This window comes from Mycolicibacterium sp. XJ879 (assembly GCF_053483935.1).
Genome location: NZ_JBEFTH010000005.1, coordinates 298,593 through 318,683, shown reverse-complemented (window position 1 = coordinate 318,683; position 20,091 = coordinate 298,593). Strand labels below are relative to the sequence as shown.

23 protein-coding genes are annotated in these 20,091 nt (G+C 68.9%); 8 read left to right on the top strand and 15 right to left on the bottom strand.

Going from position 1 to position 20,091, the window contains the following annotated elements; translation table 11 throughout:
- From ABQF13_RS14405 to ABQF13_RS14375, 7 genes are all read right to left on the bottom strand, one after another.
- On the bottom strand, positions 1 to 168 hold the full coding sequence (locus ABQF13_RS14405; RefSeq protein ID WP_066857137.1) for a DUF3117 domain-containing protein: 168 nt from the start codon (positions 166 to 168) through the stop codon (positions 1 to 3).
- A gap of 157 nt (positions 169 to 325) precedes the next feature.
- Positions 326 to 928: a DNA-3-methyladenine glycosylase I gene (locus ABQF13_RS14400; protein WP_448393422.1), complete on the bottom strand. Its 603-nt coding sequence runs from the start codon at positions 926 to 928 to the stop codon at positions 326 to 328.
- On the bottom strand, positions 925 to 1,290 hold the full coding sequence (locus ABQF13_RS14395) for a DivIVA domain-containing protein (RefSeq protein ID WP_448393421.1): 366 nt from the start codon (positions 1,288 to 1,290) through the stop codon (positions 925 to 927). Before ABQF13_RS14395 ends, ABQF13_RS14400 begins: the two co-directional genes overlap by 4 nt.
- 30 nt (positions 1,291 to 1,320) lie before the next feature.
- The gene (locus tag ABQF13_RS14390) at positions 1,321 to 2,271 is read right to left on the bottom strand and encodes a glucosyl-3-phosphoglycerate synthase (protein WP_448393420.1); all 951 of its coding nucleotides are present in this window, start codon (positions 2,269 to 2,271) and stop codon (positions 1,321 to 1,323) included.
- Positions 2,268 to 3,143 carry a dihydropteroate synthase gene (gene folP, locus ABQF13_RS14385; protein ID WP_448393419.1) on the bottom strand — a complete coding sequence of 292 codons (876 nt, stop codon included), beginning with the start codon at positions 3,141 to 3,143 and terminating at the stop codon, positions 2,268 to 2,270. The genes ABQF13_RS14390 and folP overlap by 4 nt, the downstream gene beginning before the upstream one ends.
- A gap of 74 nt (positions 3,144 to 3,217) precedes the next feature.
- On the bottom strand, positions 3,218 to 4,996 hold the full coding sequence (fadD6, locus tag ABQF13_RS14380; RefSeq protein ID WP_448393418.1) for a long-chain-acyl-CoA synthetase FadD6: 1,779 nt from the start codon (positions 4,994 to 4,996) through the stop codon (positions 3,218 to 3,220).
- Between the two features lie 57 nt (positions 4,997 to 5,053).
- Positions 5,054 to 5,614 carry a cytokinin riboside 5'-monophosphate phosphoribohydrolase gene (locus tag ABQF13_RS14375; protein ID WP_448393417.1) on the bottom strand — a complete coding sequence of 187 codons (561 nt, stop codon included), beginning with the start codon at positions 5,612 to 5,614 and terminating at the stop codon, positions 5,054 to 5,056.
- Between the two features lie 28 nt (positions 5,615 to 5,642).
- Between ABQF13_RS14375 and ABQF13_RS14370 the strand changes: the two genes are divergently transcribed.
- Positions 5,643 to 7,724, top strand: coding sequence for an AAA family ATPase (locus tag ABQF13_RS14370; RefSeq protein WP_448393416.1), 2,082 nt, complete (start codon positions 5,643 to 5,645; stop codon positions 7,722 to 7,724).
- Between the two features lie 43 nt (positions 7,725 to 7,767).
- Positions 7,768 to 8,088 (top strand): ESX-1 secretion-associated protein, encoded by a 321-nt coding sequence (locus ABQF13_RS14365; RefSeq protein WP_448393415.1) that lies wholly within the window; start codon positions 7,768 to 7,770, stop codon positions 8,086 to 8,088.
- Positions 8,089 to 8,126: 38 nt separating this feature from the next.
- Here the strand turns inward: ABQF13_RS14365 and ABQF13_RS14360 are convergent, their stop codons facing one another.
- The 4 genes from ABQF13_RS14360 to dapE form a co-directional block, all read right to left on the bottom strand.
- Complete coding sequence (locus ABQF13_RS14360; RefSeq protein ID WP_448393414.1) at positions 8,127 to 8,603, bottom strand: hypothetical protein; 477 nt, start codon at positions 8,601 to 8,603, stop codon at positions 8,127 to 8,129.
- Positions 8,604 to 8,618: 15 nt separating this feature from the next.
- Complete coding sequence (locus ABQF13_RS14355; protein WP_448393413.1) at positions 8,619 to 9,731, bottom strand: hypothetical protein; 1,113 nt, start codon at positions 9,729 to 9,731, stop codon at positions 8,619 to 8,621.
- A gap of 66 nt (positions 9,732 to 9,797) precedes the next feature.
- Positions 9,798 to 11,405, bottom strand: a complete 1,608-nt coding sequence (locus ABQF13_RS14350; RefSeq protein WP_448393412.1) for an ABC-F family ATP-binding cassette domain-containing protein — start codon at positions 11,403 to 11,405, stop codon at positions 9,798 to 9,800.
- A gap of 81 nt (positions 11,406 to 11,486) precedes the next feature.
- Positions 11,487 to 12,554: a succinyl-diaminopimelate desuccinylase gene (gene dapE, locus ABQF13_RS14345; RefSeq protein WP_448393411.1), complete on the bottom strand. Its 1,068-nt coding sequence runs from the start codon at positions 12,552 to 12,554 to the stop codon at positions 11,487 to 11,489.
- 34 nt (positions 12,555 to 12,588) lie between these two features.
- Between dapE and dapD the strand changes: the two genes are divergently transcribed.
- Positions 12,589 to 13,533 (top strand): 2,3,4,5-tetrahydropyridine-2,6-dicarboxylate N-succinyltransferase, encoded by a 945-nt coding sequence (gene dapD, locus ABQF13_RS14340; RefSeq protein ID WP_448393410.1) that lies wholly within the window; start codon positions 12,589 to 12,591, stop codon positions 13,531 to 13,533.
- Between the two features lie 102 nt (positions 13,534 to 13,635).
- Here dapD and ABQF13_RS14335 read toward each other — a convergent pair whose 3' ends face one another.
- Genes ABQF13_RS14335 through ABQF13_RS14325 form a run of 3 tightly spaced genes read right to left on the bottom strand, consistent with a single transcriptional unit; the run spans position 13,636 to position 15,984 of the window.
- Positions 13,636 to 14,169 (bottom strand): M15 family metallopeptidase, encoded by a 534-nt coding sequence (locus ABQF13_RS14335; protein ID WP_448393409.1) that lies wholly within the window; start codon positions 14,167 to 14,169, stop codon positions 13,636 to 13,638.
- Between the two features lie 58 nt (positions 14,170 to 14,227).
- On the bottom strand, positions 14,228 to 14,587 hold the full coding sequence (locus ABQF13_RS14330; RefSeq protein WP_448393408.1) for a VOC family protein: 360 nt from the start codon (positions 14,585 to 14,587) through the stop codon (positions 14,228 to 14,230).
- Positions 14,578 to 15,984, bottom strand: a complete 1,407-nt coding sequence (locus tag ABQF13_RS14325) for an acyl-CoA synthetase (RefSeq protein ID WP_448393407.1) — start codon at positions 15,982 to 15,984, stop codon at positions 14,578 to 14,580. The genes ABQF13_RS14330 and ABQF13_RS14325 overlap by 10 nt, the downstream gene beginning before the upstream one ends.
- Positions 15,985 to 16,062: 78 nt before the next feature.
- Between ABQF13_RS14325 and ABQF13_RS14320 the strand changes: the two genes are divergently transcribed.
- The 5 genes from ABQF13_RS14320 to ABQF13_RS14300 all read left to right on the top strand — a co-directional run bounded on the left by ABQF13_RS14320 (position 16,063) and on the right by ABQF13_RS14300 (position 18,924).
- Positions 16,063 to 16,554: an NUDIX domain-containing protein gene (locus ABQF13_RS14320; RefSeq protein WP_448393576.1), complete on the top strand. Its 492-nt coding sequence runs from the start codon at positions 16,063 to 16,065 to the stop codon at positions 16,552 to 16,554.
- Between the two features lie 57 nt (positions 16,555 to 16,611).
- Entirely contained in the window at positions 16,612 to 16,989 is a 378-nt protein-coding gene (locus ABQF13_RS14315) for a VOC family protein (protein ID WP_448393406.1), read from the top strand.
- Positions 16,990 to 17,270: 281 nt separating this feature from the next.
- Complete coding sequence (locus ABQF13_RS14310; RefSeq protein ID WP_448393405.1) at positions 17,271 to 17,774, top strand: Rv2253 family sensor-like surface protein; 504 nt, start codon at positions 17,271 to 17,273, stop codon at positions 17,772 to 17,774.
- Between the two features lie 313 nt (positions 17,775 to 18,087).
- Positions 18,088 to 18,240 carry a helix-turn-helix domain-containing protein gene (locus tag ABQF13_RS14305; protein WP_448393404.1) on the top strand — a complete coding sequence of 51 codons (153 nt, stop codon included), beginning with the start codon at positions 18,088 to 18,090 and terminating at the stop codon, positions 18,238 to 18,240.
- A gap of 102 nt (positions 18,241 to 18,342) precedes the next feature.
- Positions 18,343 to 18,924: an MPT63 family protein gene (locus ABQF13_RS14300; RefSeq protein ID WP_448393403.1), complete on the top strand. Its 582-nt coding sequence runs from the start codon at positions 18,343 to 18,345 to the stop codon at positions 18,922 to 18,924.
- A gap of 20 nt (positions 18,925 to 18,944) precedes the next feature.
- Here ABQF13_RS14300 and dapC read toward each other — a convergent pair whose 3' ends face one another.
- The gene (gene dapC / locus ABQF13_RS14295; protein ID WP_448393402.1) at positions 18,945 to 20,066 is read right to left on the bottom strand and encodes a succinyldiaminopimelate transaminase; all 1,122 of its coding nucleotides are present in this window, start codon (positions 20,064 to 20,066) and stop codon (positions 18,945 to 18,947) included.
- Positions 20,067 to 20,091 lie beyond the last annotated feature (25 nt).

Sequence of the window (20,091 nt, the reverse complement as noted above, 5' to 3'; positions counted from 1 at the left end):
CTAGCTGGTGACGTTCTTCAGCTCTTCGCCGAGTGCCGCGGCCTCGTCAGGGGTCAACTCGACGACGAGTCGCCCACCGCCCTCCAGTGGTACTCGCATCACGATGCCGCGCCCCTCCTTCGTCGCTTCCAGTGGACCGTCTCCGGTCCGGGGCTTCATCGCCGCCATCGAGTGCTCCCTCCACAATGAACCGCCCGCCGGGGACTAGCCAGCGGGCTTGGTCGGGGCCAAGAGCGCCCACCCGTTGGCAGCTCCCGGCACTGAACTGCTATTGAACTCCCCCTATTGTTCCCTATCGTCGCCGCTCGGTGTGCAAAGACCCGGCTTAAGACTGCGACGACGGTGCGGGCACCCAGCAGTCGGCCGTGTGGTCGTCGACCATTCCGGTGGCCTGCATCAAGGCGTACGCGGTCGTCGGACCCACGAAGGAAAAGCCGCGACGCTTGAGTTCTTTGGCCATCGCCGTCGATTCGGGGGTCACCGCCGGGACGTGCGCGATGTCAACCGGCCGGGCCCGGCCGGCAGGGGCGAACGACCACAGCAGCTCGGCCAGGTCCACCCCGTTTTCGGCGAGGTCGACGACCGCGCGGGCGTTGGCGACGGTGGCCTCGATCTTCGCGCGGTTGCGCACGATTCCGGTATCGGCCGTCAACCGCTGGACGTCACGGTCGGTGTAGCGGGCGATGCGCGCGGCGTCGAACTGGTGGAAGGCGCGCCGGAAGTTGTCGCGTTTGCGCAGGATGATCAGCCACGACAACCCGCTCTGGAACGCCTCGAGGCTGATGCGTTCGAACAGCGCCGCGGAGTCGCGCAGCGGCCGGCCCCACTCGGTGTCGTGGTAATCGCGGTACAGCACGTAATCGGCGGGGGCCAGGCGGGCCGCGTCGATCCAGGCGCAGCGGACCCGGCCGTCGTCGTCGGTGGTCACGATTCGTCCTGCGCGGACGGCCCCGCATGCACGTCGTCATCCTCGGGCTCCTCGGAGTCGTCGTCGCCGACGCCGTAGGCCGCGCGCACGGCCGCCAACTCACCGCGCACCAGATCCAGCTCCTGGCCGAGCCGGTCGAGCACCCAGTCCACTTCGCTGGTCTTATAGCCGCGCAGGCTTTGGGTGAACTTGACCGCTTCGACGTCGGCGCCGGTGACTCCGGAGGCGGGCAACACGGTGGCCGTCGTCCCGCGCGGCAGCGGAGGCAGCGGCTCCCCGCGCCCGAACAGAACGGTGCCAAGCGCGAACAGCACGACCGCAATCAGGACGAGCACGACCAGATAGACCAGAACAAGCGTCACGGCATCGATACTGCCTCAGCGCTCCGACAATCAGGCGTTCGGGCGCAGGGTGGCCATCGGGGGCCGATCGGTGAGCGATACCGCCGACGTGCGTGAGGTGTAGTCGTCGCCGTCGGCGAAGAACTGGGTCAGCCCCACCCCGGAATCCGGCACCCCGCAGCGAGACAGCGTCGTGGCGATGACCTGGCGGCTCATCGTCGCCAACTCGGTCAACGGCCGGTTGCGGTGGCTGCGAACCCCGAGGTTGACCTGGGCGATGGCATCCAGCCCCAAGCGGTCATAGGTGTCGATGAGCAGGCCGATCTCCACGCCGTAACCCGGCGCGAACGGCACCGACATCAGCAATTCGCGGGTGCCCGCGTACTCCCCGCCCAGCGGCTGGCACAGGCAGCCGAGCTCGGGGCGCAGCGCCGCCAGCAGCGGTCGCGCCACCAGCTCGGTGACCCGGCCCCCGCCGTTGGCGTCCTCGCTGCCGCTGACCTTCAGCGGCCGCCGGTAGAAGCTCTTCACCAGGTGCACGCCCTCGGTGGTCAGCAGCGGACCCAGCAGCTTGGGTACGAACATCGGGTCGGGCTCGATCAGGTCGGAGTCGACGAACACGACGATGTCGCCGGTGGAGGCGGCCAGCGAGCGCCACAGCACCTCACCCTTGCCGGGCTGCGGCGCCACCTCGGGCAGGGCCGCTTCACGGCTGACCACCCGGGCGCCGGCAGCCAGCGCGCGGATCTCGGTGTCGTCGGTCGAGCCGGAATCCAGCACGATCAGCTCGTCTACCAGACCGCCGACCAGTGGTGCGATGGTCGCGATGACCCCGCCGACGGTGTCCTCCTCGTTGAGCGCGGGCAGCACCACCGACACGGTCCGGGTGCCCTTGGCGGCCTCGAGGTCGGCGACCGTCCACGACGGCCGGTTCCAGCTCCGCTCGGCCAGCCACCGTGCGGTGACAACGTCCGTAGCGGGAAGCTCGGGTGTGAGTGTCATGCCAGTCCCCTCACCGTGTGCGCCGGTGGACGCGCGCCCTGAATCGACGCGACCATTTCGAGAACGCGTCGCGTGGGCCCGACCTCGTGTACTCGGAACATGGCAACTCCCTCCGCAGCGGCAAGTGCCGTCGCAGCAAGCGTGCCCTCCAGGCGTTCGGTCAAACCCACACCCAGAGTCTCCCCGACAAAATCCTTGTTGCTCAGCGCCATCAGGACCGGCCATCCAGTTTTTACAAGGTCTTTCACGTGGCGCAACAAACTAAGACCGTGGTAAGTGTTTTTGCCGAAATCGTGCGTCGGGTCGATCAATACGGCGTTTGGAGCCACGCCCAGTTGCACCGCACGCTCGGCGGCGGCGGTCACCTCGGCAATGACGTCGTCGACGACGCCACGCTCGGAAACGCCGTAGTTGACCCGAAACGGCCGGGTCCGCGGCGCCGCGCCGCCGGTGTGCGAGCAGACCAGGCCCGCACCGAACTCCGCGGCGACCTCGGGCAGCGCCGGATCGTGGCCCGCCCAGGTGTCGTTGATCAGGTCGGCACCGGCCGCGCAGGCCTGTTTGGCCACCGTCGAGCGCCAGGTGTCGACGCTGATCAACTGGTCGGGGTAGGCGTTGCGCACCCATTCGATGAACGGCACCACCCGGGCGATCTCCTCGTCGGTGTCGACCGGCGCGCCGGGGCCCGCCTTGACACCGCCCACGTCGACGACGTCCGCGCCGTGCTCGATCACCGTGTGCACGGCCGCCTTGGCGTGCTCGTCGGCGAAGGTGGCCCCGCGGTCGTAGAACGAGTCGGGTGTGCGGTTGACGATCGCCATGATCAGCGCCCGATCACCCGCCACGGGGCGGCCCAGAAAGGTCGACTGCACGCTTCCAGGCTACGGTCCTGCGATTTCGGTGCGCTAACTTGCGCTACGCGATGGTTTGCGCACCGTAATCACCACTACATGGGGCGCTTGCCGGCCTTCACCTCGTCGGGGTACTCGTCGTAGAACTCGATGTAGCCCTCGTCGCGGCCGGCCAGTACGTAGATGGCGTCGTCGACCTCGCCGCCGTAGCCCTGCTTGCGCAGGTCGACTTTCTGCGCCTTGAACGTCGAGGTGTAGGAGAGTTCGGAGACCACCCGCACGAACAGCGGAACCGCATAGCCTGGCAGCTGCTCATGGGCGGCCTTGGCCAGCGCCTTGCCGTCGAACTCCGCGCCGTCCTTTAACTGGATCGCGGCCATCCCGGCCCGGCCGCCGGCACCGGGCACCTCGACGCCGAACACCGTCGCTTCTTCGACCTGCGGGTCGGCGGAGATCGCCGCCTCCACTTCGGTGGTGGCCACGTTCTCGCCCTTCCACCGGAACGTGTCGCCGAGCCGGTCGATGAACGCCGCGTGGCCGAAGCCCTGCGAGCGCATCAGGTCGCCGGTGTTGAACCACACGTCGTTGTCCCGAAAAGCGTTGCGCACCAACTTCTTTTCGGTGGCCCCTTTGTCGGTGTAGCCGTCGAACGGCTGGAAGCTGCTGACCTTGGATAGCAACAGGCCCGGCTCACCCTTGCGCACCTTGCGAACCCGGCCGTCGGCGCCCCGCACGGGCTCACCGGTGTCGGCGTCGTACTCGACGAACGCCACCGGTGACGGACAGATGCCGGTGGTCTTGTCGATGTTGAACACGTTGACGAATGCGGTGTTGCCCTCGCTGGCCGCGTAGAACTCGCAGATCCGCTCAATGCCGAACCGCTCGGTGAACTGGTCCCAGATCGCCGGGCGCAATCCGTTGCCGCAGATCACCCGAACCTTGTGCTGACGGTCCGCCGCGCGGGGCGGCTGGTTGAGCAGGTACGTGCAGATCTCGCCGATGTAGACGAACGCGGTGGCGTCGTAGCGGATCACCTCGTCCCAGAACTTCGAGGCCGAAAACGAGCGGCCCAGCGCCAGCGTGGCACCGGTACTGAGCACCGACGACAACGCCACGGTCAGCGCGTTGTTGTGGTACAGCGGCAGGCAGCAGTACAGGGTGTCGCGGCCGGTGAGCCGCATGCCGAGCGCACCGAACCCGGCCAGCGCGCGCAACCACCGATAGTGCGTCATCACGCTGGCCTTGGGCATGCCGGTGGTGCCCGAGGTGAAGATGTAGAACGCCTTGTCCTTTGCTAGCACGGCCGCGGTGGTCGGCGGGTTGGTTGTCGGCGCGGTGGTGGCAAGGCGCTTGAGCTCATCGTCGGTCATCAGCCCGCTGGTGTCGGCGCCGCTTTCGGTGATCGGGTCGACGAAGCCGGTCTCGGCGACGACGACCTTGGCGCCCAGCAACCCGAAGCTGTGCTTGAGCACCTCGCCGCGCTGGTTGTAGTTGACCATCCCCGCGATCGCGCCGCACTTGACAGCCGCCAGCATGACCAGCACCGCGTCCGGCGAGTTGCGCAACATGATCCCGACGACGTCGCCGTGGCCGACCCCGCGGGCCGCCAGCACCGCCGCATAGCGGTTGGCGGCCTCGTTGGCCTGGCGATAGCTGATCTGCTCGTCGGCGAACTTGATGAACACCTTGTCGCCGTACTTGGCCGCGCGGTCCTGGAACACCTTGCCGATGGATGTCTTGGCCGACGGGCGGGCGCCGAACCCGGTGACCACGCCGCGAAGGATGGTCGGCACATCGAGAAGCAGGCCCGGCAACTTGCCGGCAACATCCAGCAGCCCGACGTTGGTCCGGGTCCCTGACGTGTCCTCAGTCATGCTCGGCTCCCCTCAACTGCTCCATGTGCGCCTCACCCTAATTACCGGTGCTCAACTTCACTCGCGGGGTGCGCAGGCTTCCATCGCCACCTCGACGTCGTCGACGAGCACCAGCCGGTCCATGGCCTCCTGGGCGACATACCCGCTCTCGACCAAGCCGTGCAGCCACGCGATCAAGCCGTCGTAATGTCCGACGGGATCCAGCATCACCACCGGTTTTTCATGCATACCCAAATATCCGGCAGTCCAGGCAGCGAAGAACTCCTCGAGCGTGCCGATGCCGCCGGGCAGCGCGATGAACGCATCGGCGCGATCCTCCATGACCGATTTGCGCTCCCGCATCGTGTCGGTGACGACGAGCTCGTCGGCGTCGACGTCGGCGACCTCGCGATGGACCAGCGCCTTGGGGATGACACCGACGGTGCGCCCACCGCGCGCCCTGGCGCCGTTGGCCAGCGCGCCCATCGCCGAGACGTTTCCGCCGCCGGACACCAGGGCCCACCCGCGCATGGCGATCGCTTCGCCGACACGCGCGGCCAGCTCGAGTAGTTCTGGATGCGTCGGTCCTGCGGCGCAGTAGACACACACCGCCCATTCGCGGTCGGGTTCTGCGGACATGCGGACAAGCTGACCATATGATCCGGCCGTGCCAGTTGAGTGGGTCACCGCACCGCCCGAGCCCGTGCTGGATGCCGTCGACACCGGCGTTTCCGGGCACGCCGGTGCGGTGTTGATCGGCCCGGCAGGCGTGGGCAAGACGACGGTGGCCCGTGCGGCCGTGCAGCGGTTGGGCTCTCGGTTCGACCGCGTCGACTGGGTGACCGCGACGACGCCGATGGCCGCGGTGCCGTTCGCCGCCGTCGGCCACCTGATCGATATCCCCGACGCGGGCAAGACCGCGGAGGTGCTGCGCACCGCGCGCGAGACGCTGGGTGATGGTCGGCTGCTGGTGGTCGATGACGCGCATCTGTTGGACCGGCTGTCCGCGGCGTTGATCTACCAGTTGGCCGTCGCCGGGACCGCGAAGCTGATCGTGACGGTCGCGCCCAACGGTGTTGTCGCCGAGGAGATCTCGACGCTGTGGGAGGACGGGTTGCTCGAGCGCGTCGACCTGCAGCCCCCAGGGCACGACGACAACCGGCTGGCCGCCGTGATCGGTGACTTCGTGCGCTCGCTTCCGGATGCGGGACGACGGGCGTTGCAGTTCCTGGCCGTCGACGACCCGCTGCCGCAACGCTCGCTCGCGGAGCTGCTGGGCGGCGACGCACTGGCCGAGGCGCAGTCCTGCGCCGCGGTCGTGGTCGACGCGGGGTGGGCGCGTCCGGCGCATCCGTTGTTCGTCGACGCGGTGCGTGACGCGTTGGGCGGGCCCGAGCTGCGCAGGTTACGCACCGAGGTGGTCGACCGGTTGGCCGCCGCGCCCGTCGACGGGGTGGTCGCCCGGTTGCGGCGCGCCGTGTTGGCGCTGGACTGCGACAGCCCGCAGCCACCGGACGAGGTGGCCGCCGCGGCCGAGGAAGCATTGCGGCTCGGCGATTTGGTGCTCGCCGAGCGGCTCGGCCGGGTGGCGTTGCAGCGGGCACCCCAGCTGCGCACGCGGCTGACGCTGGGGTACGCGCTGGCGTGGCAGGGCAGGGGCCGCGACGCCGACGCGGTGCTCGACGCGGTGGATCCGTCGGCGCTGTCGGAGACCGAGTTGATGGCGTGGGCGTTGCCGCGGGCGGCCAACCAGTTCTGGATGCTGTCCGAACCGGAGCGGGCGACGGCGTTCCTGCGGGCGACGCGCAACCGCGTCGCCTCGCCGACGGCGCAGACGACGCTGGACGCGTTGTCGGCGACGTTCGCGATGAACGCGGGCAACCCCGCGCGGGCCAAGCAGATCGCCGACGATGTTCTGACGTCCCCTGCGGCCGACGACACCGCGGTCGGTTGGGCGGCGGCGGCCGCGGCGTTGAGCGCTGCGCGAATGGGACGTTTCGGCGAGGTCGACGCGCTGGCCGAGCGCGCGATCGCCGCCGGGCATCCCGGCCTGCTGCGGTTCACCAGCGGCTTCGGCCAGACCACGGCGCTGGTGATGGGCGGGGAGCTGGACGAGGCGCAGGCGTTGGGCCGGCGGCTCGCCGATTTCGCGCAGCTGCAGCAGCCCGGCCGCGCGATCGGTGAGGTGCTGGTCGCCGACGTGCTGATCGCCAAGGGTGAGCTGGAGCAGGCCGTGGCGCTGTTGCGGCCGGCGGCGGCCGCGCTGGCCCCGACCGGCTATTCGTGGGGCCCGTTGGCGTGGATGCTGCTGGCACAGGCGCTGGGCCAGCTGGGCGCCACGGTCGAGGCCGGCAAAGCGTTGTCGCGCGCGGAATCCCGGCACGGTTTGAAGTCCATGCTGTTTGCCCCCGAGCTCGCGCTGGCGCGGGCGTGGACGATGTCTGCGCGCCGTAACCGGCACGCTGGGGTCGACGCCGCGCGCGATGCGGTGCGCAGCGCCGAGCGGGGCGGGCAGTCGGCGGTGGCGCTGCGCGCGCTGCTGGACGCGGTGCGGCTCGGCGATATCCGCGCGGTCGACGGGCTCGCCCGCGTCGGCGCCGAATGCGAGTGCGCGGTGGGCCAGGTGGCGCTGGCGCACGCCCACGCGCTGGTGGATCGGGACGCGAACGCGCTGGCCGACGTCGCGCAGCGTTACGCCGCGATCGGGATGATGCGGGCCGCCGAGGACGCGTCGGCGCAGAGCGGCTGAATTGGTGTCTCGACCGCTGTAGTCGCAGCTTTAGACTCTGGTCATGAGCGCCAACCTGTACGTACAAACCGACGGTGTGCGGTCCTGCGCGCAGATCCACGAGCGGGTCGTGGGCGGGTTGTCACAGTTGATGGGCCCGGGCGCGACCGACGCGACCGGTGTGCAGACCAGCCACGGGGCCATCGCGTCCGCGGTGAGCACCGCGCTGGCGGGGGTGCTGGGCACCCGCCACGGCACCATGCAGACCACCGCCACCTCGGGTAGCACCATCGCCGAACTTCTGCAGAAAGCCGCCCAGATGTATGAGCAGGGCGACCGCACGGGCGCCGAACGGGTGCGGGCCGCGGCGGAAGACCTCGACTGACTGAAATTTTGCGCTGAGGGCTGGCCACGCCCGACGCGTTACACCCTGCGCGCGACGTCGTCGCCGCCGGTTTCCGGCTGCTGCGGCGGTGCCACCGGGGCCGATTCGGATGGGCGCTCGCCCGGTTCCGCGCGGTCGTCATCCGCGCGCTGCAGCGGTTCGCGCTGCTGCGCTGAGTCTGCTGCGGCGCTGGCGCCGCGACCGCCCTGGCCGACCTGCATGCCCTGCTGGCCGAGTTGGCCCAGCATCCCGACGACCTGGCCCACCGACTGCGAACCGGCGTCGTCGGAGTTGGCATACGCCGCCTCAGCGGCGCCGACCTTGCCGGAGAAGGTGTTCTCCTTGGCCGACAGCGCCGCCACGTTGGCGGCCAGCTGCGCGCCCAGCGTCGGCAGCACGGCCGAGATGGTCGAGCTCATCGCGTCCTGGCCCGCCGGAATCGTTGGTATCTGCGGCAATTCGACCGCAGCCGCGTTCCAGCCGATGGCCTCGGGCTTTCTCAGCGGACTAGACATCGCGTATCTCCTGCCTCACCAGTCGTCGTCGACATCGTCTTCGTCGAGGTCGTGTTCAAGCGGTGCCGGCACCGAGATCCCGGCCACGGTGCCGCCGCTGGTGCCGCGCTGGCCCATCATCGGCGCCATCCCGCCCATGCCGCCGCCTACCCCGGCGGCCGCCGGCGCGACGCCGCCCGCCACCGCGGACCCGGCCGCCGCGCCCTCGGCGGGGGCGGAGCTCACCGGCTTGCTGCCCACCAGGTTCGCCATCTGCGGGGTCTGCAGCGGGATCCCGCCAGCGCCCGGCAGGCCCGCGGCGCGCACCATGCCCGAACCTCCACCCGCCCCCGAGCCACCGGCCAGCGGATGGTTGGAGAACGACGAGAACGGCAGGCCCGCCGAGCCCAGCGCGTCGGCCTTGCCGCCCTGGCCGAACAGCGACGTCAGCTGCTGCAACGGTTGCGAGAGCTGTTGGCCCATCTGCTGCGGTAGGGCCATCAGCGCCTGGCCGATCTGCATGGGCATCTGGGTGGCCATCGAGCCCATCTGGGTGGCCATCTGCATGGCCTGCTGCGGACTCTGCGCGGCTTGTTCCCCGCTGTCCTGGGCTTCTTTGGTGCCGGGCACCGGCGGGGCGCCGACGAACGGGATGCTCGGCGGCACCCCGAGCGTGTTGGCCAGCTCGGTCGTATTCGTCGTCACGTTGGCGATGTTCTGCGACAGGCCCATCTTGATGCGGCTCTGCACCAGCTGCTGGGCGTTGCCGAACGGCATCGCCGCGATGGCCTCGCACTCGTGCTGGACCTCTTGGGCGATGGTGTTGGCCAGCATCTTCGTCTTGACGACGGTGGCCTCCATCGCGCGCAGCTTGGCCGCGATCGCGGCGGCCTGTGCGGCGTTGGTTTCGTGGCCGCCGATGATCGTGCTGGCCTCCCCGGCCGCGGCGACCGATCCGGCCCCTTCCCAGGTGTCCGACAGCTGCATCAACTGGCCCTGCTGCTGCGGCACCACGGTGCCGGTCACCTTGGCTGCGAACGTTTCATACGCCGCGGCGGCCGCAGCCAGAACCTCTTCGTCGACGTTCGGCCAGCCCGGGCCCGTCACCGTCTGCGACCCGTACGGGCTGACGTCGGGCATGATCCCCATAACGGTCGAATTTACCGTGCCTGCGGTAGCTACCGGACCGCTTAAATCGGCGCCGATCAGGGCCGACTATGCCGTCTGCAGGCGCCCGTCAGATAGCCGGAGCCTGCGCTGAACGCCGATTTCGTCGAGAAACCGGTCGTCGTGGCTGACGACGAGAAACGCGCCGCGGTAGGCGTTGAGCGCGGACTGAAGTTGCGCCACGCTGGCCAGGTCCAGGTTGTTGGTCGGCTCGTCGAGCAGCAGCAGGTGGGGTGCGGGTTCGCCGAAGAGCACGCAGGCCAGCGTGGCGCGCAGCCGCTCGCCACCGGAGAGCGCGCCGACCGGCAGGTGGATCCGGCCGCCGCCGAACAGGAACTGCGCGAGCAGATGCCGCCGCCGGGTCTCGGAGAGGCCTGGCGCGAACACGTCGAGGTTCTCGGCGACCGAACGCCGCGGGTCCAGCAGATCGAGCCGCTGTGACAGGTAGGCCACCCGTCCGTCGGTGCGCCCCACGGTGCCGGCGGCGGGCGCCTGCGTGCCGTCGACGATCCGCAACAGGGTGGATTTGCCGACGCCGTTGGGGCCGGTGAGCGCGATGCGTTCGGGTCCGCGCACGCTCAGGTCGACGCCGGTGAACAGGGTGCGCGCGCCACGTCGGGCCGCGACGTCCTCGAGCCGCAGCAGTGTGCGACCGGCGGGCACGTCGGTCTGCGGCAGGTCGAGCACGATGGCGTCGTCGTCGCGCAGGCGGCGCTGGGCGTCGTTGAGGCGCGCCCTGGCGTCACCGACTCGGGCGGCATGCACGTCGTCGGCGCGGCCCGCCGATTCCTGGGCCCTGCGCTTCATCGCGCCTGCCACGATCTTCGGCAGCCCGGCGTCTTTGAGGTTGCGCGCGGCGGTATTGGCCCGCCGCGCGGCACGTTCGCGCGCCAGCTGCATGTCGCGCTTTTCGCGTTTGAGTTGTTGTTCGGCGTGGCTCCGGTTGTTCTCGGCGACGCGCTGCGCCTCGGCCACGGTCTCGGTGTACATCGTGAAATTGCCGCCGTACCACAGGATTTCGCCGCGGTGCAGCTCGGCGATACGGTCCATTCGGTCCAGCAGCACCCGGTCGTGGCTGACCAGCAGTAGGCACCCGGTGAAATCCTCGACGGCGTCGTAGAGCTTGTGGCGCGCGTCGGCGTCGAGGTTGTTGGTCGGCTCGTCGAGCAGCAGCACGTCGGGGCGCTGCAGCAGCTGGGCGGCCAACCCGAGCGAGACGACCTCGCCGCCGGACAATGAACCGAGTGCGCGGTCCAGCGCGATGTGCCCCAATCCCAGCCGGTCGAGTTCGGCCCGGCAGCGCTGTTCGACGTCCCAGTCGTCACCGATCGCGGCGAACACGTCGTCGCCGGCGTCACCGTCGGCCAGGGCGTTCAGCGCGGCGATGACGGGGGCGACGCCGAGCACCTCGGCCACGGTGCGCTCGGCGACGAACGGCAGCGTCTGCGGCAGGTAGCCGAGCGTGCCGTCGACGGCCACCGATCCCGTCGTGGGCCGGTACTCGCCGGCAATGAGCTTGAGCAGTGTGCTCTTGCCGGCACCGTTGGGCGCGACCAGCCCGGTGCGGCCGGGCCCGACGCTGACCGACAGGTTCTCCAAGAAAGCGGTGTCGTCCGGCCAGGCGAACGACAGATTCGAGCAGACGATGGAAGACATGCGAGAGAGCTCTCGATAACGAAAAACGACTAGGACACCGGAGTCGTCGTCTTACCGCATGCTTTCAGCGTACGGATCCGGTCAACCGGTTAAATACCGCCGCAGCATGTCGGTAACGGCGGTGATGGCCGCGGTCTCCACCCGCTCGTCGGCGCGGTGCGCGAGATTCGGGTCGCCGGGGCCGTAGTTGAGCGCCGGGATGCCCAGCGCGGCGAAGCGTGCGACGTCGGTCCAGCCGTACTTGGCCCGCACCTGTCCGCCTGCGGCGGCCACCAGCGCCGCGGCGGCCGGCTTGGTCAGCCCCGGCAACGCACCCGCCGCCGAGTCGGTGAGCTCGATCTGCACGTCGAGGCCGTCGAGCACCTCGTGCACGTGGTGCAGCGCCTGTTGCGGGCTGCGGTCGGGTGCGAAGCGGAAATTCACCGTCACCGATGCCGAGTCTGGGATGACGTTGCCCGCGATTCCGCCGTCGACGCCGACCGCGGAGAGCCCCTCGCGGTAGACGCAGCCGTCGATGTCGACGCTGCGGGCCTGATAGTCCTTGAGCCGCGCCAGCACGTCGCCGAGTTTGTGAATCGCATTGTCGCCCAGCCAGGATCGCGCGGAGTGGGCACGGGTTCCCGAGGCGGTGACGATCACGCGCAGCGTGCCCTGACAGCCCGCCTCGATGTACCCGCCGGACGGTTCGCCGAGGATCGCGACGTCGGCCGCCAGCCAGTCGGGCAGTTCACGCTCGATGCGGCCCAAACCGTTTGCGCTCGCTTCGATTTCCTCGCAGTCATACATCACCAGGGTGATGTCGTGTTGCGGTTCGGCGACCGTCGCGGCCAGGTGCAGAAAGACCGCGTCCCCGGATTTCATGTCGGAGGTGCCGCACCCGTAGAGATACGGGCCCTCGAGCCGGCCGGGCACGTTGTCCGCTATCGGCACGGTGTCGGTGTGGCCGGCCAGCAGCACGCGCGACGGCAGGCCGCGGTGGGTGCGGGCCAGCACCGCGTCGCCGCTGCGGATGATCTCGAAGCCGCTGGTCTGCTCGCGCAGCGCGGTCTCGATCTCGTCGGCGATGCGCTGCTCGTTGCGGGACTCGCTGGGGATGTCCACCAGCGCCGCGGTCAACGCGATCGGATCAGCGTGCAAGTCCAGGCCCACACCGTCCGAGGTTAGTCGAGTAGCCTCATGCGACGTGACTTCTGCTTCTGGCGTCGGCCTTGCGACCATCGCCGCCGACGGATCCGTCCTCGACACCTGGTTTCCGGCCCCCGAACTCAGCGGGGACGGCCCCTCCGGCACCACCCGGCTCTCGACGGCCGAGGTGCCCGCGGAACTGGGTGAGCTCACCGGCCGCGACGACGACCGTGGCGTGGAGATGGTCGCGGTGCGCACCGTCAGCGCGTCGCTGGAGGACAAGGCGGCCGATGCGTACGACGTGTACCTGCGGCTGCACCTGCTGTCGCACCGGTTGGTCGCCCCGCACGGGCTCAACGCCGACGGCTTTTTCGGCTTGTTGACGAACGTCGTGTGGACCAACCACGGCCCGTGCGCGGTGGAGGGGTTCGAGATGGTGCGCGCCCGGCTGCGCCGCCGCGGCCCGGTCACCGTCTACGGCGTCGACAAATTCCCGCGGATGGTCGACTACGTGCTGCCCGCGGGGGTGCGGGTGGCCGACGCCGACCGGGTGCGGCTGGGCGCCCACCTCGCGTCGGGCACCACCGTCATGCATGAGGGGTTCGTCAACTTCAACGCGGGGACGCTGGGCAGTTCGATGGTGGAGGGCCGGATCTCGGCGGGTGTGGTCGTCGACGACGGCTCCGACGTGGGCGGCGGCGCGTCGATTATGGGCACGCTATCGGGCGGTGGCACCGAAGTGATCTCGGTGGGCAAGCGCTGCCTGCTCGGCGCCAATGCTGGCCTTGGCATTTCGTTGGGTGACGACTGTGTGGTCGAGGCGGGTCTCTATGTCACCGCGGGCACCAAGGTGCAGACCGGCGACGGCCAGACCGTCAAGGCGCGGGAACTCTCGGGCGCCAACAACCTTTTGTTCCGGCGCAATTCGGTGACCGGCGCGGTGGAGGTGGTCAAGCGCGACGGCAGCGGTATCACGCTCAACGAAGCGCTGCACCAGAACTAGCCCGTTTGGCTCACTAGGGCGCGAGCTACCCTTTGCCGCGAGCGGGCGTGTTTGAGGACGACACGCCGTCGAAAACCCGAAGTTTACGCACGCTCGCCAGCCTCAGCTCGCCGCGTTGGGCTTCAACGGCGGGCAGCGCCCGTCGACCACCGCGAGCTCGAAATGCCAGATCTCGTTGGCGTAGATCTGACACAGCCCGAACCGAGACCCGTTGCGAATCAACCACATGTCGGCCTGCACGGGTGAGATGTCGACGGCTTCACCGGTGACATGCTTAGACGCCTCCGGCGCGGCGACGAACTCCCGGGCGGCCTCAACGCTCCCGTACTTCTGCACGCCAATGTCGAACAACCGCCGTTGAAAGCCCAATGTCCGCCAGCCGGAGGTGATCCGCATGTCGATGCCGTCGGCCGCGGCGGCCCGGGCGGCATCTTGAACCGCCTTGAGCAGCAACGGGTCGAGCCACCCCACGATCGGGTTGGATACGTCGAACGGGGACAGTGTCCTACCCGCGGGCAGCCAGCCGCCCACCGTGTCGGTGGCCGCGCCGCCGATACTCAGCGGCTCGACGGGAACTGTGCGCTCCGGTTTCGGCGGTGGCGGCGCGGTCCCGCACGCGCACAATGAGAATGCCACCGCGGCTGCCAGGGTCACGAGCGTGCGCAAACTCCGGACTTTGGTCGGCGAGTCGCCCTCAGCCACGCACGCTCGCGGAGGGAAGGATGCAGAATTCGTTGCCCTCCGGATCGGCGAGCACCACCCAGCTGGCGTCGCGCTGCCCGACGTCGACATGCCGGGCACCCATCCCGATCACGCGCTGCACCTCGGCCTGCTGATCGTCGGGCCGGAAATCGAAGTGGATGCGGTTCTTGACCACCTTGGCGTCGAGCACCGACAGGAACAGCCAGTTCGGTCCCGCGCCCGGCGGGGCGTGCAGCACGACGTCGCCGTCGTCGTCGACGTGCTTCTGCCAGCCCAACACCTGCGCCCACCAGGAGCCCAGCATCGTCGCGTCGTTTGCGTCGATGCAGATCTCGTCGAACCTCAGTCCCATTGTGCCAACTCCTTTTTGAGCACCTTTCCCATGGGGTTGCGCGGCAGCGCATCGACCAGCCGCACCTCACGCGGCCGCTTATGCGCCGAGAGTTCATGGGCCACAAAATTGATCAGCGTCGACGGGTCGGCGTCGCCGACGACAAACGCGACGATGCGCTGGCCGAGGTCGTTGTCGGGGACGCCGACAACGGCGGCCTCCCGAACCCCGGGATGCCCAAGCAACACCGTCTCGACTTCGCCTGCGCCGACCCGGAACCCACCAGTCTTGATCAGGTCCACGGATTCGCGGCCCACGATGCGGTGCATCCCGTCACCGTCGATCACCGCGACGTCACCGGTCCGGTACCAGCCGTCGTCGTCGAGCACCTCGGCGGTGGCCTCCGGTCTGTTGAGGTACCCGTCGAACAGGGTTGGGCCCCGAACCCGCAGTCGCCCAATGGTTTCGCCGTCGTGAGGCACATCGGCACCGTGCTCGTCGACCAGTCGGGTCTCGATCCCCGCCAGCGGCGGGCCCACCCAGCCGGGCCGGCGCTCGCCGTCGGCCCGGGTGCTCAACGTGATCAGCGACTCGGTGGCGCCGTACCGCTCGATCGGCCGGTGCCCGGTGACGCCGGCCAGCTTGTCGAACACCGGAACCGGTAGGGGCGCGCTGCCCGACACCAGCAGTCGAGCCGACGCCAATGCGCGCGCCGCGGCGCGGTCGGAGGCCACCCGCGACCATACCGTGGGCACCCCGAAGTACACCGAACCACCGGCGGCGGCATAGGCCGCCGGTTCCGGTTTTCCGGTGTGTACGAACCGGTTACCGATGCGCAGCGAGCCGAGTAGCCCCAGCACCAGGCCGTGCACGTGATACAGGGGCAGTCCGTGCACCAGCGTGTCATCAGGGGTCCATTGCCAAGCCTCGGCGAGCGCGTCGATGTCGGCCGCGACGGCGCGTCGGCTCAGGATCACACCCTTGGGCGCGCCAGTCGTGCCCGATGTGTAGATGATCAGCGCGGGCGCATCGGCGGGCGGTTCGACGTAGCGGTGCCACGACCGCGCGTGCAGCCGCACCGGCACGTGTTGTAGGCCGTGGTCGTCTGCCGGCTTCTCGCCCAGCCAGGCTTGCGCACCTGAATCGGTGACGATGTGCCTGCGTTCGGTGGCGCCGACGTCGGCGGGTACCGGAACGACGGGCACGCCGGCGATCAGGCAGCCCGTGATTGCCAGCACCGTGGACGCGGTCGGGGTGGCCAGCACCGCGACGCAGCTTGCCCCCGCGACCCGTTCGGCCACCGAGGTGGCCGCGCCGACCAGATCGCTGCGGCTCAGCACGGCTCCGTCGATGCGGACCGCGTCGCCGATATCGGCGCCGCCGGCGACGGCCGCGGGGTTCAGCGAGGCAAGCAACACGTGCGTGAGGATACTGGGCGCGTGAACTCCATCCAGACCATCGCGTCGCGCGAGGTGTACCGCAACAACTGGTTGACGATGCGCGAGGACGCGATCCGCCACCCGGACGGCAGCGACGGCGTCTACGCCGTGGTCGACAAGCCGTCGTATGCGCTGGTGATGGCGTGTGACGGCGACCGTTTCCATCTCGTGGAACAGTTCCGCTATCCGATCGGGCTACGGCGCTGGGAATTTCCGCAGGGCACCGCGCCGGGCGCCGACGAGATGGCGCCTGCGGACCTCGCCGCGCTCGAGCTGCGCCAGGAAACCGGGTTGCGGGCCTCCGATATGCGGGTGCTCGGTCAGCTCGACGTCGCCCCGGGGATGAGCAGCCAGCGCGGCTGGGTCTTTCTCGCCACGGGCATCACCGAGGGCGAGCATGAACGCGAGCATGAAGAACAGGACATGCACAGCGAGTGGTTCGCCCGCGCGGAGGTGGCACGGATGATCCGCGACGGCGAGATCACCGACGCCCAGTCGGTTGCGGCGTGGGCGCTGCTGTTGCTCGCCGAGCATTTGCCGATGCGGTGACTTTCCGCCCGTACCGCGGTCTACCTCCTGGACGTGCACACGACAACTGGAGGCAGCATGACGGGAATCGGCACGATGCGGATCGGTATGTATTCGTTCGCTTGCCGCGACGCCGCGACGCTCGCGGGGTTCTGGGCCAAGGTGCTCAACCGGCCGGTGGACGACGGCGCTTCTGCGGACTTCGCGACCATAGGCCTCAACGACGGCGGTGTGACGTGGATGTTCGAGCGCCGATCCGATGCGCAGCTACCCAGCGGGCAGAATCGGCTGATGATCGACTTCGACGGCGGACCGTCTTGGTCGCACCATGCCGACCGGGTGGAATCGCTCGGCGCGCTCCGAGTCAGCGATCACCATGACGACGGTCTGGATTGGGTCGTCTTTCGCGACACCGAAGACAACACCTTCCGGATCTTCTCTCCTCGGCCCGAATGAGTGTCCGGTGGCCGCTGTCGGGCCGATGTGTGCCGAAGCGGCGATCGGCACTCGAGTTCGGCGCTGCGCGGGCGCTGCTGCGTTGCGGCAAACCCGCATAATCTCAGGGCTGATTCTGGTTCGGTTGCGGCTGACGATCGGATTGCGCAGGCGCGCTGGGCGTTGTGGTCGTGACGCACGTGCATCGCTTGTTCGCCGATACGAATCTGTGACCCCGTCGTAGCCTTCGGCAAACCGTGTCCTGGCGCGTCTTGGCGAGCGTGCCAAATAGGCTGGCGGGCATGTCTGCCCGTCCCGTGACCAGCGTGCTGCTCGGTCTTGTCTGTGCGACCGGGATAGGGGTTTCGGCGGTCCCGACCGCTGCGGCGGCAGACGCGCAATGGAACGGGCGCTATCAGATCGTCACCTTCGCGTCCGAGAAGATGGGCACCAGTGTGGCCGCAGCTCAGGCCGAGCCGGACTTCGGCGCCCAGTATGTGCTGTCCACCGACTGTTCGAGCGGGCTGTGCGTGGCCACTGTCGTGGACGGGCCCGCACCGAGCAATCCGACCATCCCGCAACCTGTCCGGTACACCTGGGACGGGTCGCGGTGGCAGTATTCGTACAACTGGCAGTGGGAATGCTTCCGCGGTGACGGGTTGCCCACGCAGTACGCGCCGGCGCAGTCACGGGTTTTCTACGCTCCTGATGTCGACGGGTCGATGTTCGGAACGTGGCGCACCGAGATCCTTTCCGGCCCGTGCCGCGGCACCGTCACCATGCCGGTCGCCGCGTACCCCCTCTAGCGTCCGCGTTCGACCAATGCACGTGGGAAGAACGCGAGGTGGGGCCGGGCGTTCGGCCGGTCGGCGCAGAAAGTAGGCATAACGCTGGGTGTCTAACCGGCACGTAGCTGCGGACACGGTTGCCGTCGTCGGTATGCCGCTGCTGTTCGTTGTCGCGAATGCCTCAGAGCATCTGGTATTCGAAACCGTTGTTCGCCTGTCGTTTTGGACCGCGATTCCAGATACCACGTGCACGGTCCCGCGGTCGTGTGTGGCGCCCAAGGGATAGCCATCGCAGGCCATCGGTATCTTCAGGCACCGCAGGTAGAAAGCGGTGACATCGTCGCGGCGGCCGAGCGAGCGATTGCAGATCCGTCCCAACACGTTTCGTCGCCGGGTGCGCCGTGCCGAACAGTTGCTGTCCACGTCACTGCCGGATCCCGATGTGCAACTGCTGTTGTCGCTGAATCTGCCAGCTACCTCCTGACGACGCCGATCGTGGATACTAAGCTTGCAAAGGAGGCGGCCGTGAGTGCAATTGGGGCGGCCGCGTTCTCGTCAGCATCCTTCGACCGATTTGGGAGCACACATGAAAACCAGCATCATGACACCCATGGCCGTCGCGGGTATCGCGACGCTTGGAATCGCCATGGCGCCCATGGCTGCCGCCGACAGCTACCCCACCACCGCGTCCTTCGGCGCGGCTCAAGAACTCATCGACGCCAGCGGTGTTGTCGTCACCGGTTGGACGGTTGAAGAACTGGAGCCGAGCGACGACGTTCTGCCGGGCTACCAGCCGGTCGGTACGCTGTATGAGGCCGACGCCACCGTCACAGCGGTCAGGGGCACAGTCACGCCGATCATCTCCAACTTCAACGCCCGCGCGGCCAACGGCGAGACGTATCGCGCGATCTTCACCGTGCCGACACCGGAGGGCGTCAACCCCGCCACCCTCACCGAGGGCGCATCATCGGAGGGCGAACTGTTCTTCGACGTCACCGGCCCGGTTCCAAACAGCGTCATCTACAACGCCGGCGGCCAAGACCTGTTGGTCTGGACTGGTGCTACGGCTGCACCAGAAGAGGTCGTCGACGAGGTCATCATCGAAGAGACCGAGACCGAGACCGAGACCGAGGTGATCGTGGAAGAGGAGATCACCGAAGAGCAGTAGTAGACGGTCGTGGTTGTGGTTCAGGCCGAGAGTCGCTGTGCGGCAGCGTTGATGCGCTCGTCGGGTGCGGTTAACGCGACGCGCACGTGGTGTGACCCGCGCGGACCGTAGAACTCACCCGGCGCCACCAGGATGCCACGCCCTGCCAGCCATGCGACGGTGTCTCGGCACGGCTGGCCGCGCGTGGCCCACAGATACAACCCCGCCTCCGAGTCGTCGACGGTAAACCCGGCCGCGCGCAGCGCCGGCAGCAGCACATCGCGTCGCCGCGCGTAGCGGGCACGCTGCTCGTGCTCGTGCTCGTCGTCGTCGAGCGCGGCGACCATCGCGGACTGCACCGGCGTCGGCACCATCATTCCGGCGTGCTTGCGCACCGCCAACAACTCCGCCACCAGCGCCGCATCGCCGGCCACGAAACCGGCCCGGTACCCCGCAAGCGACGACGACTTGGACAGCGAGTGCACCGCCAACAGCCCGGTGTGGTCACCCTCGCTGACCGACGGATGCAGCACCGACAGCGGTTCGGCGTCCCAGCCCAACCCCAGATAGCACTCGTCGGACGCGATCAACACGCCGCGCTCTCGCGCCCAGCCGACGACCTTGCGCAGATGGTCGACGCCCAGCACCTTGCCCGTCGGGTTGCTCGGTGAGTTGATGTACACCAGCGCGGGCCGCTGCGGGCCGAGCTGGGTCAGCGAGTCCGCCCGCAGCACCTGCGCTCTGGCCAGCCGCGCGCCCACATCGTAAGTGGGGTAGGCCAATTCGGGCACCACGACGGTGTCCTCATACCCCAGCCCCAGCAGCGTCGGCAGCCAGGCGATCAGCTCCTTGGTGCCGATCACCGGCAACACCGCCGCCTCCGACAGCCCGGTGACCCCGTAGCGACGGGCCAACGCCGCGACGGCCGATTCCCGCAACGCCGACGTGCCGGCGGTCGTCGGATAACCCGGCGAGGCGCTGGCGGCCGCCAACGCCTCGCGGATCACCGGCGCCACCGGGTCGATCGGGGTACCGACCGACAGGTCGACGATGCCGTCAGGGTGCGAGCGGGCCAGCGCGGTGACGTCGGCCAGGGTGTCCCACGGGAACACCGGCAGCGACGCCGAGCGGAGATTTCGCACCGCGCGCTGCTCCACGGACATGTGCCCGCCCCGCTGACGAACCGTT

Bases quoted from the DNA above. Each gene is read 5' to 3' on its own strand.
- fadD6 (WP_448393418.1), bottom strand. From the start codon at position 4,996: ATGACTGAGGACACGTCAGGGACCCGGACCAACGTCGGGCTGCTGGAT.
- ABQF13_RS14390 (WP_448393420.1), bottom strand. From the start codon at position 2,271: ATGACACTCACACCCGAGCTTCCCGCTACGGACGTTGTCACCGCACGG.
- ABQF13_RS14405 (WP_066857137.1), bottom strand. From the start codon at position 168: ATGGCGGCGATGAAGCCCCGGACCGGAGACGGTCCACTGGAAGCGACG.
- ABQF13_RS14310 (WP_448393405.1), top strand. From the start codon at position 17,271: ATGTCTGCCCGTCCCGTGACCAGCGTGCTGCTCGGTCTTGTCTGTGCG.
- ABQF13_RS14375 (WP_448393417.1), bottom strand. From the start codon at position 5,614: ATGTCCGCAGAACCCGACCGCGAATGGGCGGTGTGTGTCTACTGCGCC.
- ABQF13_RS14365 (WP_448393415.1), top strand. From the start codon at position 7,768: ATGAGCGCCAACCTGTACGTACAAACCGACGGTGTGCGGTCCTGCGCG.
- ABQF13_RS14360 (WP_448393414.1), bottom strand. From the start codon at position 8,603: ATGTCTAGTCCGCTGAGAAAGCCCGAGGCCATCGGCTGGAACGCGGCT.
- ABQF13_RS14330 (WP_448393408.1), bottom strand. From the start codon at position 14,587: ATGGGACTGAGGTTCGACGAGATCTGCATCGACGCAAACGACGCGACG.
- ABQF13_RS14300 (WP_448393403.1), top strand. From the start codon at position 18,343: ATGAAAACCAGCATCATGACACCCATGGCCGTCGCGGGTATCGCGACG.
- ABQF13_RS14315 (WP_448393406.1), top strand. From the start codon at position 16,612: ATGACGGGAATCGGCACGATGCGGATCGGTATGTATTCGTTCGCTTGC.
- ABQF13_RS14320 (WP_448393576.1), top strand. From the start codon at position 16,063: ATGCGCGAGGACGCGATCCGCCACCCGGACGGCAGCGACGGCGTCTAC.
- ABQF13_RS14355 (WP_448393413.1), bottom strand. From the start codon at position 9,731: ATGGGGATCATGCCCGACGTCAGCCCGTACGGGTCGCAGACGGTGACG.
- dapC (WP_448393402.1), bottom strand. From the start codon at position 20,066: ATGTCCGTGGAGCAGCGCGCGGTGCGAAATCTCCGCTCGGCGTCGCTG.
- ABQF13_RS14350 (WP_448393412.1), bottom strand. From the start codon at position 11,405: ATGTCTTCCATCGTCTGCTCGAATCTGTCGTTCGCCTGGCCGGACGAC.